The sequence below is a fragment of the Bradyrhizobium brasilense genome (assembly GCF_029714345.1).
In the GTDB taxonomy this organism is placed as follows: domain Bacteria; phylum Pseudomonadota; class Alphaproteobacteria; order Rhizobiales; family Xanthobacteraceae; genus Bradyrhizobium; species Bradyrhizobium australafricanum.
This window is the reverse complement of record NZ_CP121669.1, coordinates 5,630,795-5,649,316: the sequence shown is the minus strand read 5'-3', so window position 1 is coordinate 5,649,316 and position 18,522 is coordinate 5,630,795. Positions and strand designations below refer to the sequence as shown.

Below are 18,522 nucleotides of genomic sequence, written 5' to 3'. Positions count from 1 at the left end.
TTGACCGCGGGGAGGGTTAACAATAGCCTAAAACTAAATTTTTCTACAACTTTTCCTCTAATCGCATTTTGCGGAGTTGATAATGCAGGGTTCGTTTCAGGTCGCTCAGGCAACCGGCACCGGCAATTCCACCAATTCGGCTCCCGTACGAATTTACAAGCTGACCAAGCCGCTGACCGATCAGGCGGTGGTCGTCAATCTTGGATACGACCAGAAGGTGAAGGTCGACTTTTCGTCGATCGCCAATGAAAAGATCACGCTGGTTCACGTCGGCGAAAAGCTGATCATCCTGTTCGACAACCAGTCGACCGTCACGGTTGAGCCGTTCTTCGACTCCCGTGCGGATGGACTGAAGAATGTCACGATCGAGATGGCGCCGGGACGCGAGGTCTCGGTTCAGGAATTCGCGACCCTTTTTCCGATCAGCACGGACGCCTCCGTGTTGCCGGCGGCCGACAATGGCGGCAACTCGAACGGCAACGCGCAGGCGAGCGGCGCGAATTTCAGTCCGTTCGCGATTGATCCGTTAGCTCCTGTGCCGACCAACGTGTTGGCGCCGCAGGAAGAGTTGCCGAACCTCGTGACCCCTGTGCCGCCGACCGGCTTCGTGCTGGGCATTGCTCCGCCTCCGACCATTTCCGGCAACCCGCTGTCGGCGCTGATTGTCGACGAGAGCTTCCTGACCGCGGCCACCAACCATGGTGTCGCCGGTTCGGGGCTCGGACCCGCAGGGGCAACGGTCGCGTCTGTGCAGGTGTCGTTCAACGTCACGGTACCGGGCGGCCAGCAGTCGCTGACCTATGCGCTGTCGGTCACGACCCCGAACGAAGATTCCGGTCTGATCGATTCGGCGACCGGTCAGCACGTTGTGCTGACGGTCAACGCGGCCGGCGTCGTGGAAGGGCGCACGGCGATCAGTGGCGATCTGGTCCTCACGGTCTCGGTTGACACCGCGGGTCATGTGACGCTGACTGATCTGCGCGCGGTTCATGAGGCAACACCGGGCAACTTCAATGAAGGGATCACGCTGGCATCGGGTCTGATCACGCTGACCGCCACCGTGACTGACAACAACAATCAGTCGGCAAGCGCGAGCGTCGATGTCGGCTCGCATCTGACGATCCTTGACGATGGTCCGGTGGCGGGCACGGTGACTGGCGCGACCGACACGCTGGTGCTGGACGAAACGCGCCCTGTCGGCAGCGACACCGCGGGCGGCACGACGCCGACCGGCCTCGCCAGCGTGACGGCGGACTTCTCCAACAATTTCACCGGCGGCAGCTACGGCGCCGACGGTGCCGGCAGCACTGCCTACACGCTGCATCTCACCGGCACGAACGTGGCCTCGGGCCTCTATGCGCTGGATCCGACCGACACCAACCCGGCCCATTTCGGGCAGGGTGCGCAGATCGTGCTGAACCAGTCCGGTGACACCATCACCGGCTCGGCCAACGGCACGACCTACTTCACGATCACGATCAACGAGACGACCGGGATCGTGACCTTCACCCAGGTCAACAACATCTGGCATGCCGATCCGACCAACCCGGATGACGCGGCGACGTTGACCCTCTCCAGCGCCAGCCTGCTGCAGGTGGTGCAGACCATCACTGACGCGGACGGCGACAGCGTGACAACGCCGATCAACCTCGGTGGCGGCGTGTTCACCATTCAGGACAGCGGTCCGACGGCCGGCACGGTGATCGAGAAGGAAGGGCCGGCGGAAACGCTGGTGCTGGACGAGTCGCGCCCGGTTGGCAGCGACACGCCGGGCGGCTTTGCGCCGAGCGGGCTTGCCAGCGTGACGGCGGACTTCTCCCACGACTTCACGTCCGGCAGCTACGGCAGCGACGGACCCGGCCATACGGCCTACACGCTGAAGCTCACCGGCTCGAACGTGGCCTCGGGTCTCTACGCGCTGGATCCGGCCGACACGACCACTGCTGACGGCGACGGCATCGGACAGGGCGCGCAGATCGTCCTCAACCAGTCCGGCAACACGATCACCGGCTCGGCCGGCGGGACGACGTATTTCACCATCACGATTGATCCGTCGACCGGGATCGTCACCTTCACGCAGTCGAACAACGTCTGGCATTCTGATCCGAAGAATCCGGACGATCCGGCAACGCTGACGCTGTCGAGCCCCAGCCTGCTGCAGGTGGTGCAGACCATCACCGACGCGGACGGCGACAGCGTGTCGACGCCGCTCGATGTCGGCACCCGTGTGTTCACGATCCAGGACAGCGGCCCGACGGCGGGCACGGTGACCGGCGCGACCGACACCCTGGTGCTGGACGAAACGCGTCCTGTCGGCAGCGACACCGCGGGCGGCACGACGCCGACCGGCCTTGATTCCGTGACGGCAGACTTCTCCAACAACTTCACGCCCGGCAGCTATGGCAGCGACGGCCCGGGCCACACGACCTACACGCTGAACCTCGCCGGCGCGAATGTGGCGTCCGGTCTCTACGCACTTGATGCGACCGATACGACCACCGCCGACGGCGACGGCATCGGGCAGGGTGCGCAGATTCTGCTGAACCAGGTCGGCAACACGATCACCGGCTCGGCCGGCGGCACCAATTACTTCACGATCACGATCGATCCCTCGACCGGGATCGTGACGTTCACCCAGCTCAACAATATCTGGCACTCCGATCCGACCAACCCGGATGACGCCGCGACGCTGACGCTGTCTGGCGCCAATCTGCTGCAGGTGGTGCAGACCATCGTCGATGCCGACGGCGACAGCGTGACGACGCCGCTCGATGTCGGCACCGGTGTGTTCACGATCCAGGACAGCGGCCCGAGCGCCGGCACGGTGATCGCGGCGGCGGATACGTTGGTGCTGGACGAAACCCGTCCTGTCGGCACCGACACTGCGGGCGGCGCCACGCCGACCGGCCTCGACACCGTCACGGCGGACTTCTCCAACAACTTCTCGGCCGGCAGCTACGGCAGCGACGGCCCGGGCAACACGGCCTACACGCTGAAGCTGACCGGCGTGAATGTGGCCTCCGGTCTCTATGCGCTCGATCCGACCGACACCGACCCGACCCACTTCGGCCAAGGTGCGCAGATCGTGCTGAACCAATCCGGTGACACCATCACCGGCTCGGTCGGCGGCACCAATTACTTCACGATCACGATCGATCCCTCGACCGGCATCGTCACCTTCACCCAGCTCAACAACATCTGGCATTCCGATCCGACCAATCCGGACGATTCTGCGACGCTGACCCTGTCGGGCGCGAACCTGCTTCAGGTGGTGCAGACCATCACCGATGCGGACGGCGACAGCGTGTCGACGCCGCTCGATGTCGGCACCGGTGTGTTCACGATCCAGGATAGCGGCCCGACGGCGGGCACGGTGACAGGTCCGACCGACACCCTCGTGCTGGACGAGACCCGTCCCGTTGGCAGCGACACCGCAGGCGGCACAGCGCCGACCGGGCTCGACACCGTGACGGCGGACTTCTCCAACAACTTCACCGGCGGCAATTATGGCAGCGACGGCGCAGGCAACACGGCCTACACGCTGAAGCTCACCGGCGCCAACGTGGCCTCCGGCCTCTATGCGCTGGATCCGACCGACACCGACCCGACCCATTTCGGGCAGGGTGCGCAGATTCTGCTGAACCAGGTTGGTGACACCATTACCGGTTCGGCGAACGGCACGACCTACTTCACGATCACGATCAATGAGACGACCGGGATCGTCACGTTCACCCAGCTCAACAACATCTGGCATTCCGATCCGACCAATCCGGACGATGCCGCGACGCTGACGCTGTCGGCGGCCAACCTGCTGCAGGTGGTGCAGACCATCACCGATGCGGATGGCGACCACGTGTCGACGCCGCTCGATCTCGGCACCGGTGTGTTCACGATCCAGGACAGCGGCCCGACGGCGAGCGCGCTGTCCGGCGCAACGGACACGCTCGTGCTCGACGAGACGCGGCCTGTCGGCACCGACACCGCGGGAGGCACGGCGCCGACCGGCCTTGCCAGCGTCACGGCGGATTTCTCGAACGGCTTCGCCGGCGGCAGCTATGGCAGCGATGGCCCGGGCAATTCGGCCTACACGCTGAAGCTCACCGGCGCCAACGTGGCGTCCGGCCTCTATGCGCTGGATCCGACCGATACCGACCCGACCCATTTCGGGCAGGGTGCGCAGATTCTGCTGAACCAGGTCGGCAACACGATCACCGGCTCGGCTGGCGGCACCGATTACTTCACGATCGCTATCGATCCCTCGACCGGGATCGTGACGTTCACCCAGCTCAACAATATCTGGCACTCCGATCCGACCAACCCGGATGACGCCGCGACGCTGACGCTGTCGCGTCCGGAAATCCTGCAATTGGTGCAGACCATCACCGATGCCGACGGCGACAGCGTGACGACGTCGCTCAACCTCGGCTCCGGTGTGTTCACAATCCAGGATAGCGGTCCGACCGCGGGCACGGTGGTCGCGGCGGCGGATACGTTGGTTCTGGACGAGACCCGTCCCGTCGGCACGGATACGGCGGGCGGCACGGCGCCGACCGGCCTCGACACCGTGACGGCAGACTTCTCGAACAACTTCTCGGCCGGCAGCTACGGCAGCGACGGTCCGGGCAACACGGCCTATACGCTGAAGTTGACCGGCGTGAACGTGGCCTCCGGCCTCTATGCGCTCGATCCGACCGACACCGACCCGACCCACTTCGGCCAAGGTGCACAGATCGTGCTCAACCAGGTCGGTGACACGATCACCGGTTCGGTCGGCGGGACCACCTACTTCACGATCACGATCAATGAGACGACCGGCATCGTCACCTTCACCCAGCTCAACAACATCTGGCATTCCGATCCGACCAATCCGGATGATGCCGCGACGCTGACGCTGTCGGCTGCCAATCTGCTGCAGGTGGTGCAGACCATCACCGACGCGGATGGCGACAGCGTTGCGACGCCGATCAACGTCGGCACCGGTGTGTTCACGATCCAGGATAGCGGCCCGACGGCGGGCACGGTGACTGGCCCGACCGATACTCTCGTGCTGGACGAGACGCGGCCTGTCGGCAGCGACACTGCCGGCGGCTCGGCGCCGACCGGGCTCGACACCGTGACGGCGGACTTCTCCAACAACTTCACCGGCGGCAATTACGGCAGCGACGGCGCGGGCAATACGGCCTACACGCTGAAGCTCACCGGCGCCAACGTCGCCTCCGGCCTCTATGCGCTGGATCCGACCGATACCGACCCGACCCATTTCGGGCAGGGTGGGCAGATTCTGCTGAACCAGGTCGGTGACACCATCACCGGCTCGGCCGGCGGCACCAACTACTTCACGATCACGATCGACGAGACGACCGGCATCGTCACGTTCACCCAGCTCAACAACATCTGGCATTCCGATCCGACCAACCCGGACGATGCCGCGACGCTGACGCTGTCGGCGGCCAACCTGCTGCAGGTGGTGCAGACCATCACCGATGCGGATGGCGACCACGTGTCGACGCCGCTCGATCTCGGCACCGGTGTGTTCACCATCCAGGACAGCGGTCCGACCGCGGGCACGGTGACCGGCCCGACCGACACCTTGGTGCTGGACGAGACCCGTCCCACAGGAACGGATACTGCCGGCGGCACGGCGCCGACCGGGCTCGACACCGTCACGGCGGACTTCTCCAACAACTTCTCGGCCGGCAGCTACGGCAGCGACGGCCCGGGCAACACGGCCTACACGCTGAAGCTGACCGGCGTGAATGTGGCCTCCGGTCTCTATGCGCTGGATCCGACCGACACCGACCCGACCCATTTCGGGCAGGGTACGCAGATCGTGCTCAACCAGGTTGGTGACACGATCACCGGTTCGGCGAACGGCACGACCTACTTCACGATCACGATCAATGAGACGACCGGGATCGTGACGTTCACCCAGGTCAACAACATCTGGCATTCCGATCCGACCAATCCGGACGATGCCGCGACGCTGACCCTGTCGGCCGCGAACCTGCTTCAGGTGGTGCAGACCATCACCGATGCGGATGGCGACACCGTTGCGACGCCGATCAACGTGGGCACCGGTGTGTTCACGATCCAGGACAGCGGCCCGACCGCCGGCACGGTGACTGGCCCGACCGACACCCTCGTGCTGGACGAGACGCGTCCCACAGGAACGGATACGGCCGGCGGCACGGCGCCGACCGGGCTCGACACCGTGACGGCGGACTTCTCCAACAACTTCACCGCCGGCAGCTACGGCAGCGATGGTGCTGGGTCGACGACCTACACGCTGAAGCTCACCGGTGCGAACGTGGCCTCCGGCCTCTATGCGCTCGATCCGACCGACAAGACCGCCGGTGACGGCGACGGCATTGGACAGGCAACGCAGATCGTGCTCAACCAGGTCGGTGACACCATCACCGGCTCGGCGAACGGCACGACCTACTTCACGATCACGATCAATGAGACGACCGGGATCGTGACGTTCACCCAGATCAACAACATCTGGCACTCCGATCCGAACAACCCGGACGATGCGGCGACGCTGACGCTGACGCGTCCTGAGTTGCTGCAGGTGGTGCAGACCATCACGGACGCCGATGGTGATCGCGTCTCGACGCCGCTCAACCTCGGCACCGGCGTGTTCACGATCCAGGACAGCGGCCCGACCGCCGGCACGGTGACCGGTCCGACAGACACCCTCGTGCTGGACGAGACCCGTCCCGTCGGCAGCGACACCGCAGGCGGCACAGCGCCGACCGGGCTCGACAGCGTGACGGCGGACTTCTCCAACAACTTCACCGGTGGCGGCTACGGCAGCGACGGTGCTGGCAGCACGACGTACACGCTGAAGCTCACCGGTGCGAACGTGGCCTCCGGCCTCTATGCGCTCGATCCGACCGACAAGACCGCCGGCGACGGCGATGGTATCGGACAGGGCGCGCAGATTCTGCTGAACCAGGTCGGCAACACCATCACCGGCTCGGTCGGAGGCACCAACTACTTCACGATCACGATCGATCCTTCGACCGGCATCGTGACCTTCGCCCAGCTTAACAATATCTGGCACTCCGATCCGACCAACCCGGACGATGCGGCGACGCTGACGCTGTCGGCTGCCAATCTGCTGCAGGTGGTGCAGACCATCACCGATGCGGACGGCGACAGCGTTTCGACGTCGCTGAACCTCGGCACCGGCGTGTTCACGATCCAGGACAGCGGTCCGACCGCCGGCACGGTGACCGGCCCGACCGACACACTCGTGCTGGACGAGACGCGTCCTGTTGGCACCGACACCGCGGGCGGCACGGCGCCGAACGGGCTTGTTTCCGTGACGGCGAACTTCTCCGACAACTTCACCGGCGGCAGCTATGGCAGCGACGGTGCTGGTTCGACGACCTACACGCTGAAGCTGACGGGCTCGAACGTGGCCTCCGGCCTCTATGCGCTCGATGCGACCGACAAGACTGCCGGCGACGGCGATGGTATCGGACAGGGCGCACAAATCGTGCTCAACCAGTCCGGCAACACGATCACCGGTTCGGCGAACGGCACGACCTACTTCACGATCGCCATTGATCCCGCAACCGGAATCGTGACCTTCACCCAGGTCAACAACATCTGGCACTCCGATCCGAACAATTCGGACGATGCCGCGACGCTGACGCTCTCGAGCGCCAACCTGCTGCAGGTGGTGCAGACCATCGTCGATGCCGACGGCGACAGCGTGTTGACGCCGCTCGACCTCGGCACCGGCGTGTTCACGATCCAGGACAGCGGCCCGACGGCGCCGACAGCGACGGTCAGTGCAGCTACGATCGGCGTGGACGAGACGCCCGGCGTGCAGACCACCAGCGGCGCGAGCGATGTGCTCGGCTCCACTGCGATCACGTTCAACGGTGCCGCCAGCACTGTCGCCGCGCTGTTCAGCACGGTTGCTAACAAGGGCGTCGACACCGATGTGCCGGGAGCGTCACTTGACAACGGTGCGCTCAGCTTTGCCTCGACCGGCGCGAGCAGCATCCTGACGGTGGCCGGCGGCAGCTTCGGCTCTGACGGCGCGGGGTCTACGACCTATGCGTTGAGCGTCCTCAGCGCTGCGTCAGGCCTGACATTGACGGATGGCACAGGGATCGCGCTGTCGCTGGATGCCAGCGGCCGGATCATCGGTACTGTGGGCAACGATGCCGCCAACCCCAGCCTGACGGGCCAAACGGCGTTCGCGATCGCCATCGATCCGATCACCGGTCAGCTCTATGTGGCGGACTATCTCTCGCTCCACCACAACAGCACCGCCAGTTCGAACGATCTGCTGACGATGACGGCCGGCAAGATCGGCGCAACGGTCACGTTGACGGACGCCGATGGCGATCATGTGACGGCCACCGCCGACATCAGCACTCATATCAGCTTCCTCGACGACGGCCCGAGTTTCGGCACGATCGAGCATGGAATCATTGCCGATTACGCGGGAATGTCCGTGCTAGGTAACCTACCCGTGTTCTCCGGCGCCGATGGTTTTGGCGCATATGACTTCACCTTGACTGGAAACACGGCGCCGGCCGGCCTGACGTTCAATGGCCAGGCCGTGCACTATTCCATCGACGCATTTGGACAGAATTTGACGGCCTATATCGGTGCGGCCCCATCGGCAGCGAATAATATCTTCACGCTGACTCTGGATGACACAACCGGTCACTACCTGTTCACATTGCTTCAGCCATTCACGGAGACAACGATCCAGAATGTCGGCAGTTCATCCGCCTTCGGCTCGGGACCCTCGCAAGAGCAGATTCTTTCCTCGAGCACCGATCAGCTGGCGGTTATTTCGGGCACGGCCTCCGGCGGTGCTCAAGGCAGCGTGAACGGATCGACCAACGGTTGGGGCGTCGGCAACAATAACTTCGATCCCAACGAAAAGCTGCTGTTTGACTTCACGGACGGCGCAAGCGCCAGCCCCGGCGGCAACGCGGGGTTCCATCCTCCAGCACACGAATCGGTAGCGAACTACACGTTCAGCGGTTACAAAGCCGGCGACGACATTCACTACGTCGTCTCCTATTGGGACGGAGTGCACGCCGCCTCCATCACATCGGTATCCGGTGATTTCGATCCTTCCACCCACACCACGGTCGCTAGCGAATGGTCGACGCCCACAGCGCCGGCCGGCCTGCAGCTCTACACTGTCCAGTTCACGGACGTGACAGGTAGCGGCAAGGTCGACCTGGTTGGCGTCGGAGTTTCGTCGACCACGAACGTCTCCGAGGATCTGAGCTTCAACGTGTCGACGATTGACGGTGACGGCGACACTGCGTCGAGCACCATCAGTATCAACATCAATGGCACCACGACCCTGCTGGGCACGGCCGGCAATGATGTCATTGTCGCCGGACCAACCAACGAGACGCTCACTGGCAACGGTGGGGACGACAAGTTTGTTCTCAATCTTAGCGGCCACGAAATCATCAGTGATTTCAACAGCGGTGATACACTCCTTCTCGACGTGGCCGGTCTGAGCCTGCCGACAGGCGCCTCAAACGCCCTTACGGCTGGTCAGTTCACGTCATCGGCAGTCACCGGCGGGACCGAGAACAACGCCAGCGCCTGGAACGAAAGTGCAAGCACGAACAAGTTCTTCTTCAACAATACGACCCATGAGCTCTGGTACTCGGCAAATGGTACAGGCTCCGACAAGGTGGACCTCGCACATGTGAGCACCGGCTTGCCGGCGGCCACGAATGTTCATATTTTCTAGGCTAGGCTTGCAGCAAGATCGAAAATCCGCGGAGACCTCTCCGCGGATTTTTATTGATTGAATTGTCGCCTTCACATCAACACGGGCAGAAAGCCGGTGAGGGGGCTCGCTGCATCAAGCGACTCCACCCCCGTCCATTCCGTCTCCGCGGCATTGGCGGCCGCCGGCGCCGCGTCGAACTCGTCGCCGAGCGGGAGGCGCTTGGCATAGGGGGCGGCAAACAGCTGCACGCCGCGGTCGTTGATCGCGAACATCGGTGTGAAGTTGCCGAGCTCGCCGTCATCAATCAGTTCGGAGCGGCGGCTGTCCAGGATCAACCAATGGCCGTCCAGGCGCGCCGCCAGCACGGCATGATCCTGGCGGATGGCGCGATCGCGACCCAGCACCAGGCGCAGATCCTCGCGCGGGAAGCCGGCTTCGCTGAGCGCGATGTATTTTGCGATCGCATAGTCCTCGCAGTCGCCCTTGCCGGTCGCGAAGGTGGCGAGCGGCGCAGTCCAGCGGTCGGCCTCGCCGTGCTGGGCGAAGTCGCTGACATAGCGGATCGCCTGGTTGACGGCGCGGTTGGCCTCATCCAGCCGGTCGCGTGCGGATTTGGACTTGACCGCGCCGATCAGGCGAAGGAATTGCGCGGCCTGCGACGGGCAGGTGGTCGCGTTCTCGCGGCATTGCTCGAGAACGCTCTGCTCCCTTGCGAGATCGGTTTCGAGGCCGCGCCATTTGCGCCACAGGCCGTTTTCCGGTGCGCGGAAGGTGAACAGGCCAAACGGCTCGGCGCCGACGGGCGGAAGCGGCTTTGCCGCGGGCACCGCGTCGGTCGCGGTATTTGGCGGCGTGAGCGAGGCGGTGCGGATGGCGTTCGGACCACGGCCGCGCTGCTGGTCGAGCTTGGCCAGGACGTCGGCGATGGTGAAGAAGGTGGCAGGCGGGCGGTTCGACGCGGCGTCCGCTGCGGGCGCGAGCTCGCCGGCGGGTTTTCCGAGAGAGAGCTCGTCCGCGGCAAACGCGGCAGGCGCTGCGCAAAGACCGATTGTCAGTGCGGCCGCGGCCATGACCGCCGACGAAGCAAACTTCAGCGACTTCATATGACGTCCCCAATGTCGGGGACCGTCAACGTCTGTGCGTCGATCTGCGTCCCCGCTGTTATCGGGACGCAAACTGGCGCCTTGGCCGCTTAAGCGGAGTTAAGTGGAGGGGGGCGCCGCCTCGAATGTCGAAAAGGCGGTCAATCCGGGGTTTGCCGGTTCGTTCGAAATTGAACGAACCGAGGTCACGATCGGTTAACCACGGAATCCGTGGTCCCGATCAGCGTTCGCGCAGGGCCTCGTCACGCAGCAGGCGGGCGGGCTTCACGATGTAGTCCAGCACGGATTTCTCGCCGGTCAGGACCTCGACCGTGGTCACCATGCCCGGAATGATCGGCAGCGGATGCTGCTCGGTGCCGAGATGGTTCTTATCGGTACGCACCATGACCCGGTAGAAGGTCTCCTGGCGTTCGGTCTTTTCCGCCTTGTCGTCGACGATGGTGTCGGCGCTGATGCGTTCGACCTTGCCCTTCAGCGATCCGTAGACCGAGGAATCATAGGCGCTGATCTTCACCACCGCGTCCTGGTCGGGACGGATAAACGCGATGTCCTGGGGACGAATCCGCCCCTCCACCAAGAGCGTGTCGTCCAGCGGCACGATGTCCATCAGGTTGGCGCCCGGCTGCACGACGGCACCGATGGTGCTGATGTTCAGTTTGTTGACGATGCCGTGGACCGGCGCCTTCAGATCCGTGCGGCGCACCCGGTCCTGGGCGGACTTGATATTCTCGTCGAGCACGGCGAGGTCGGCACGCGATTTGGCCAGGTCCTCGTCGGCCTGTGAACGGAACGACGCGGTGATGTTCGCGATCTTCGACTGAGCTTCGGCCAGCTGTCCCTTCATCTCGGTTGCCTGCCGATCAAGTCGCAGCATCTCGATCTCGGGAACGACCTTCTGCTCATACAGCCTGCGCGTCAGGGTCTGCTCGCGCTCGAGGAGCTTGAGGGAGCCGGTGAGGCGAGTGACCTGCTGGTTGAGGACGTCGATGTCCTGCGCGACCTTCTGACCCCGCATCTTGAACACGCTGGTCTCGGTCGCGACGGCGGCGGGAACCATCTTGTCGAGATCGTCCGGGAAGGTGATCTCGGCTCGGCCGCGTGCCTCGGCGTCGAGACGGGCCACCCGCGCCGCCATCGCCGCACGGCGCTCGCGGATTTCGCCGAACTCGGAAGCGAATTTCGTATCATCGATCCGCATCAGGGACTGGCCCTGCTGCACGATGTCGCCTTCCCGGATCAGGATGTCGCCGACGATGCCGCCTTCGAGCGATTGAACCACCTGCATCTGCCGCGACGGCACGACGCGGCCGCTGCCGCGCTTGACCTCGTCCAGCACGGCAAAATGAGCCCAGATCAAGAACGTCGCAAGCAGCGCGCACGACGTCCACAACAGCATGCGGGAGGTGCGCGGCGTGCGCAGCAGCGCCGCGGACCGGATATCATTTGCAAATGTGAAATCGGAAGACGCCATAATGTATTTGCTCGTTATGCGGATTTCGGCTGGATCGTGTTCTCCGGCGACGGGGCCGCGGACGCCGGCCGGCCCTGGAGCAAAGCGAGCACCTTGTCGCGCGGGCCGTCGGCAACCAGGCGGCCATTGTCGAACAGCAGCAACCGATCGACCATGTTCAGCAATGACAGGCGATGGGTCGAGATGATGATGGTCATGCGATCATCATCGAGGCCCTTGAGCCGCTCCAAGAACTCCTGTTCGCTGCGAATATCGAAGTGCGCCGTCGGCTCGTCGAGAAAGAGCACGCGAGGCTTGCGGATCAGAACGCGCGCGAGTCCGATGGCCTGCTTCTGGCCGCCCGACAGGCTGCGGCCGCCTTCCGAGATGGGCATGTCATAGCCCATCGGGTGGCCGGCGATGAAGCTTTCGACGCCCGAAAGCCGCGCGGCAAGCAGGACTTCCTCGTCGGTCGCTTCCGGTTTGCCAAGGGCGATGTTGTCGCGCAGCTTGCCGAAGAACAGATCGGTATCCTGCATCGCAAAGCCGATGCCGGCGCGCAGGTCCGAGGGATCATATTGGCGCGAGTCGACGCCATCGACCAGGATGCGGCCTTCCTTCGGCTCGTAAAATCCGAGCAGCAACCTGCCGACCGTGGTCTTGCCAGAGCCCACCCTGCCGATGATGCCGACCCTTTCTCCGCCCTCGATCTTGAAGCTGACCTTTTCGAGCGCGTTACCCGGCGCGTTGGGGTAGGCGAACGATACGTTCTCGAAGGCGACCTTGCCGTCTTCGATTCGTCTTGCGACGTAGGACCGGGTCGGCGAGCGTTCCCGCTCGATCGACATGATGCGATCGATCGCCTTGAGGGCCGTGATCGTCTGCGTACCCTTGGTGATCACCGCGGCGATCCCGGCGATCGGCGCCAGAACGCGCCCGGCGAGCATGTTGGCGGCGACCAGCGCGCCGACGCTCAGCTTGCCGTCGAGGATCAGGAAAATGCCGACGATGACGAGGAGCAGGCTCGTGATCTGCTGGGCCGTGCTCGCGCTCGTCAGCGACATCGACGACCAGAAGTGAACGTCCTCGCCGGATCGGGCGGTCGCGGCAACCGAGCGTTCCCACAAGGTCTGCATGCGGGCCTCGGCGCCGGTCGCGCGGACGGTTTCGAGGCCGGACAGGGATTCGACCAGCACGCCGTGCCGGGCGGCGGATTCGGCCTGCAGCCGCTTGATGGCCCGATCGAGCGGACGCTGCAGCAGGAAGCCGATCAGCATGACCAGCGGCAGCATGATCAGCGGGATCCAGGCCAGCGGTCCTGCGATGAGGAACAGCACCCCGACGAAGAGGATGGCGAACAGCAGGTCGGTTGCCGAAACCACGCTTCCGGAGGTGAAGAACTCGCGCACCGAGTCGAAGTCGCGGAGCTGATTGGCCAGGATGCCAACCGAAGTCGGCCGCTGCGCCATCTTCACCGACATCACGTGCTCGAAGATGTTTGCGGCCAGCACGACGTCGATGGTCTTGCCGGTCACGTCGATCATGCGGCTGCGGACCATGCGGAAGATGAAATCGAACACGATGCCGAGCCCCATGCCGATCGAGAGCGCGATCAGGGAGGGGATTGCCCCGTTGGGGATGACGCGGTCATAGACGCTCATCGTGAACAGCGGCGTCGCGAGCGCGAGGATGTTGGTCAGAAAAGCCGCGACCGCGATGTGCCCGTAGCTGCGCCAATGCGTCTTCACCACCGACCAGAACCAGTGGCTCTTGGGGATGTCGCCTGCGGCGGCGGCGCGCGCATCGGCCTGCGGCGCGCTTCTCACCAGGAACGCATAGCCGGTATAGTCCGTAGCGAGCGAGGCGATGTCGGTGACGCGCGGGCTGTTCGGCGTCGCCGGATCAACGACCTTGATCGACTTGTTCGCCGGGTCCACACCCAGAAGGATCAGCGCAGAGCCGTTCTTCATGACGAGGACGGCCGGCAGGACCAGCGCAGGAATGTCTGAAATGTCGCGCTTGACGGCCTCGGTCTCCAGACCGGCGCGCCTGGCCGCGCGGTCGTAGAGCGAAACGGACAAGCGTCCGTCCGTGATCGGAAGTCCGCCGAGCAGAGCTTCGCGGCTTACCGCGCGGCCGTGATAGGCGGCAAGATAAGTCAACGACGCGGTGAGGGGATCGTCGCCCAGCGCACGTGGCCTGTTTGTCGCGGCAGGCTTTGAGGTTGAGTCATCCGGCGAGGGGCGGACGGCGTCGGCCGCCGCGCTGGGGGTGCGAAACAACAACTGAAACCTCGACAAGCAAAATGGAAATGCAGCAATCGCATTAGATTTCGGGCAGACTACAACAAACAGCGAACAAATTCAGCGAAACTTATCTTAACGATTAATAAGGAATCGAAAGGGCCCCGACTTGGGGCCCTTCCGGCAGTCCTGTCATGAGCTTGTTGGCGGTCGCTACCGAGCGGAACTCGGGAAGGCCGACAGCAGCCAGTGGGGCTTGGTCGACGCATAGGAGCTCGCGTTCGACGTGACCGATGGATCCGCGTAAATGACGTTCGGGCCGTCCGCAGCGGTCTTTTGCTGCTGCATCCATTCCGTTGAACCGGGCACCGCTGCGGTCGTCGTCGCGCCGGTGAACCGGTCCGCAAAGCCAACGTCCTTCGGCTGGGCTGCCGCATAGGTCTTGGCAGGACGGGCGACAGGCGCCGGAACGGCGACGTGCAGCGGCTCGGACCCGGTTTGCGGGAGGTTCACGCGAAGAGTCGGGAACGAGTAGCGGGGCAGGCCAATCGAAAGCATGTCCGTCGGCGCAGCATCGACCGGCGGCGGAGCCTTCAGGTACTCGATCAGGGTCCCCATCGCGGCCAGCAGCTGGTAGTCGGCGAAAACGACGACGCTGCGGGCGGAGGTGAGCGAGACCGATGCGTTGAAGAACTGGTTCTGCGCGTTCAGCAGATCGATCAGCGAACGCTGGCCGAGTTCATATTCCTTCTGGAACGCCGTGATGGTCTTCCTGGCTGCTTCCAGCTCACGGGTCAGAGCACCGATGCGGGTAGCCGTAATTGTACGGGCATTCCACGCCTTGTCGATCGACTCATACGCGTCGCGCTGCAGGCGGGCGTGGCGCATGGTGGCTTCGGTATAGCGCTCGGCCTTCTCTGACCTGTTCCAGGCATCCTGGCCGCCGCGGAAGATGTCCCACGACATGACGACCTTGCCGCTGTAGTCCTCATGCGTGATGGAGGGAGTCCCGGGGGTCGCCACGTAGGGGTAGGAGTTGTCGTAATGGGTTGCTCGTCCCTCTAGATAGAATTTCGGGCCGAACGTGCCGTCGGTGGCCTTGAACGCATGCTTGGCGGCGTCGGCGTCGGACTGGGCCGCCGCGATCGTCGAATTGAATCGGAGGGTGGTCGCCAACGCTTCGTCGCGGCTGTGCGGCAATCCTGCGAGAGGGGCGGGGAAGCGAACGTTGATCGGCTCGAGGCCAACAACCTTGCGGTACTTTGCCCGGGCGTCATCCAGGCTGCGCTGGAATTCGGCGAGTGCCGCGCGGGCGGCTTCGACGCGCTCCCGCGCTTGCTCCAGGTCGCCTTCGCCCGCCCGGCCGCCCGAGAAGCGGGAGTTCACGTTTGCAAAGATCTTTTCGTGGTTGGCGACGTTTTGCTGGGCGAGGCTGACCAACCGGATGTAGCGGACGACGTCCATGTAGCCTTCGGCGGCGTCGAGGGCCAGCAGCTCGGTTCTCTCCTTGACGCGGGAGGCGGCGGCATTGACCCGCGCGGTCTGGCGCCAGACGTCATAGATGGACGAGAAGCCATCCCAGAGCAGCTGGCGCACCACGACCGATTCCTGGCTGCCATTGCGCCATGGTCCTGAACCCACGGTAGGCGCCGCCTGAATGTTCGGGGTGATGAAGCCCGGCGATTGATCGAATTTTTCCGGGCCGTAGCTGGCGTCAATGCGCACCTGCGGCAGCAGTGTGCTTTGGGTTTGCCGCAGCTCGCTTTCCGTCGCCCGCCGGTTCGCCGAAGCCTCGCCGATACCCGGGTTGGTCTGCATGGCCTGGCGTAGAGCGTCATTAATAGAAAAAACCTCGGCACATGCTGGCGTTGCCGCCAGACATAGGCACGCTATGACCGTGTATGCCGACTTCATAATCTCAGCCCCTACTCACAAAAATATTATGTAGAATCCCCCAAAGGGTAACAAAGGACAGTTCCGCGACCTATGACATTTCAGCCACACAGGCGCCCTAAGTGGGGGACCGAGCCATCCGTCCCCCGTGAGCGGAAATCTAAACATCTTTATTAAAATTCAGTGGTTTATATGGTGATCTGTGATCGCGCGAACTGGTGCCGAGCCGCAACACCGGGGACCGGAACATGAAAGATCAGTTAAGCCTGCCTTAAGGTTGGCGGCAGCCGGCTACTGCTGACGACAGGTCGCCAGGTAGGTCGCAACGAAGGGCGCGGCCTTGGTGTCCGCGGAGGGGCCTCCCAGGCGGCTCGTTAGTTTGTAGAGCGACTTGTCGCCAAAATAGAACCGGAAGATCTCGGCCGTGGTGTCGTCGGTGCGGGTCGCAAAGATCGACGCGGCGGTACGGCGGGCGGCCGCAAAGACGTAGGTCGTGAGCTTGGCTCCTCCCTTGCCTCCTGCCGCGTCGGATGTCCCCCAGGTGACCGTGAAGGTGTCGCCATCGATCACGACGGCGGGCCGGACCGTATCGAGATCGTCATCGATCCACTGGGCGTCACCGCCTTTGCCTGACGGGCCGAGCTCGACCCGTTTGCCCCGCGGCGTGTCGCAGGTGAACCGGGAAGGTTCGGCGATCGCGGCGCTCGTCGCCGCCAAGAACAGCAACAGGCAGCCGACCGACCTCCACATGGGCGTTACCCTCTGTTTCGTTGTTTGGGGGATAGTGATGTCAGCGCCCGACTCGCGCAACTCGGTGATTTACGGACAAGCAGAGCTGCTTTGCTTCCTCGCCGGAAGAGGCGCCCGCGATTTCACTCGGGCGCGATCGGGTGCGCTGGACGTTCGATCGATGCCCTGAGGCTTTCGAGTTCGAGGAAGACGTCAGCTTGCCTGCGAAGTTCATCGGCGATCATGGGAGGCTTCGTTCGGATGCTGGAAACGACCGTCACGCGGACACCAGCCCGCCTGACGGCTTCGACGACGGCGCGCAAATCACCGTCGCCAGAGAACAGGTACGCGTGGTCGATGCGGTGCGCGATTTCCAATGCGTCGACCGCGAGCTCGATGCCGATGCTGCGCTTCATTCGCCGCCGCCCTTCGCCGTCATCGTGCGTTTTGGCCAACTTTCTCCTGACCGCATATCCGTTGTAATCGAGCCAATCCACCAGCGGCCGAAGGCTGCTGAACTCGTCGTCGTCTCTCACGACCGTGTAGAAGTAGGCGCGGACGATCTGTCCATGCTTGCCGAACTCCGAGAGCAGTCGCCGGAAGTCGATTTCGAAGCCGAGGTTCTTGACCGTGGTGTGAAGATTCGCGCCATCGATGAAAAGTGCAATGCGATCGGCCATCTCAAATCCCCATGACGCCCGGATCAGTCACTGTATGCTGTGGTTCTGAAATTCCACGGGCGCATCGTGGGTGAGCACCCTAGCTGAAATGGCTAATCCTAGAGCAAGGGCTTGGCCGGGAAGAAGCGGAAATTTTCGCCAACCGCCGACGCGATTTCTCATCGGGCGCACACGCCGAAGCTGCGCCAATAGTGCAGCGCAACGGCGCGATCGACTTGCGGGCCGCCGACGCGCAAGGTCGCTATTGCGTGAACAGCTAAATTGTATCTAAAATCAATCAGCTGGGGTCGGTGCGATTTCGCACCGAGCCATTTTTGAAGACGCCATTGTTGCCAATACGAATTGTTTGCCACGGTGGAGAGCGCGGTTCTGCGTCCCTGATTGCACAGACATTTCGTTCTCGGAACGCGACGCATGGCGGCACAGCTGTTGCGCCAACCGGACACCCGATCGTGCGTCGGGATCGACGGGCTTGGCCGGAGCGCGCGCGATGCCTGGTGGTTGCCGCGCTCTGCATCCTGCTGTCCTGTTGCGGCGCCCCTCGCCAGGTCATCGAAAAGGAGGCGGGACCGGTAGCGGAGCCTACAACGGAGACGGCAACAGCGCCCACAGAGCCGGCACCAGCGGCGACAACGATACCGGACGCGACACCGGTACCGACACCGACGGCGGCAACGGTTAACCTGAGCGG

7 protein-coding genes are annotated in these 18,522 nt (G+C 63.7%); 1 reads left to right on the top strand and 6 read right to left on the bottom strand.

The window, feature by feature from the left end; all coding sequences use genetic code 11:
- Window positions 1-82 precede the first annotated feature (82 nt).
- Window positions 83-9,751, top strand: coding sequence for a DUF5801 repeats-in-toxin domain-containing protein (locus QA635_RS26655; RefSeq protein WP_283062333.1), 9,669 nt, complete (start codon window positions 83-85; stop codon window positions 9,749-9,751).
- 71 nt (window positions 9,752-9,822) lie between these two features.
- Here the strand turns inward: QA635_RS26655 and QA635_RS26650 are convergent, their stop codons facing one another.
- The 6 genes from QA635_RS26650 to QA635_RS26625 form a co-directional block, all read right to left on the bottom strand.
- Window positions 9,823-10,836 (bottom strand): transglutaminase-like cysteine peptidase, encoded by a 1,014-nt coding sequence (locus QA635_RS26650; protein ID WP_283062332.1) that lies wholly within the window; start codon window positions 10,834-10,836, stop codon window positions 9,823-9,825.
- Between the two features lie 220 nt (window positions 10,837-11,056).
- A complete protein-coding gene (locus tag QA635_RS26645; RefSeq protein WP_018270880.1) occupies window positions 11,057-12,307 on the bottom strand; it encodes an HlyD family type I secretion periplasmic adaptor subunit in 1,251 nt (416 codons plus the stop codon).
- 14 nt (window positions 12,308-12,321) lie between these two features.
- Window positions 12,322-14,475 carry a type I secretion system permease/ATPase gene (locus QA635_RS26640; protein WP_425249207.1) on the bottom strand — a complete coding sequence of 718 codons (2,154 nt, stop codon included), beginning with the start codon at window positions 14,473-14,475 and terminating at the stop codon, window positions 12,322-12,324.
- A 267-nt stretch (window positions 14,476-14,742) separates the two neighbouring features.
- Window positions 14,743-16,443, bottom strand: coding sequence for a TolC family outer membrane protein (locus tag QA635_RS26635; RefSeq protein WP_425249053.1), 1,701 nt, complete (start codon window positions 16,441-16,443; stop codon window positions 14,743-14,745).
- 270 nt (window positions 16,444-16,713) lie between these two features.
- Window positions 16,714-17,172, bottom strand: a complete 459-nt coding sequence (locus QA635_RS26630) for a hypothetical protein (RefSeq protein ID WP_283062330.1) — start codon at window positions 17,170-17,172, stop codon at window positions 16,714-16,716.
- A 122-nt stretch (window positions 17,173-17,294) separates the two neighbouring features.
- Window positions 17,295-17,831 carry a LabA-like NYN domain-containing protein gene (locus QA635_RS26625; RefSeq protein WP_038377452.1) on the bottom strand — a complete coding sequence of 179 codons (537 nt, stop codon included), beginning with the start codon at window positions 17,829-17,831 and terminating at the stop codon, window positions 17,295-17,297.
- Between the last annotated feature and the right edge of the window lie 691 nt (window positions 17,832-18,522).

Excerpts from the sequence above, each read along its gene's own strand:
- QA635_RS26650 (WP_283062332.1), bottom strand. The coding sequence starts at position 10,836 with ATGAAGTCGCTGAAGTTTGCTTCGTCGGCGGTCATGGCCGCGGCCGCA.
- QA635_RS26645 (WP_018270880.1), bottom strand. The coding sequence starts at position 12,307 with ATGGCGTCTTCCGATTTCACATTTGCAAATGATATCCGGTCCGCGGCG.
- QA635_RS26655 (WP_283062333.1), top strand. The coding sequence starts at position 83 with ATGCAGGGTTCGTTTCAGGTCGCTCAGGCAACCGGCACCGGCAATTCC.
- QA635_RS26635 (WP_425249053.1), bottom strand. The coding sequence starts at position 16,443 with ATGAAGTCGGCATACACGGTCATAGCGTGCCTATGTCTGGCGGCAACG.
- QA635_RS26625 (WP_038377452.1), bottom strand. The coding sequence starts at position 17,831 with ATGGCCGATCGCATTGCACTTTTCATCGATGGCGCGAATCTTCACACC.
- QA635_RS26630 (WP_283062330.1), bottom strand. The coding sequence starts at position 17,172 with ATGTGGAGGTCGGTCGGCTGCCTGTTGCTGTTCTTGGCGGCGACGAGC.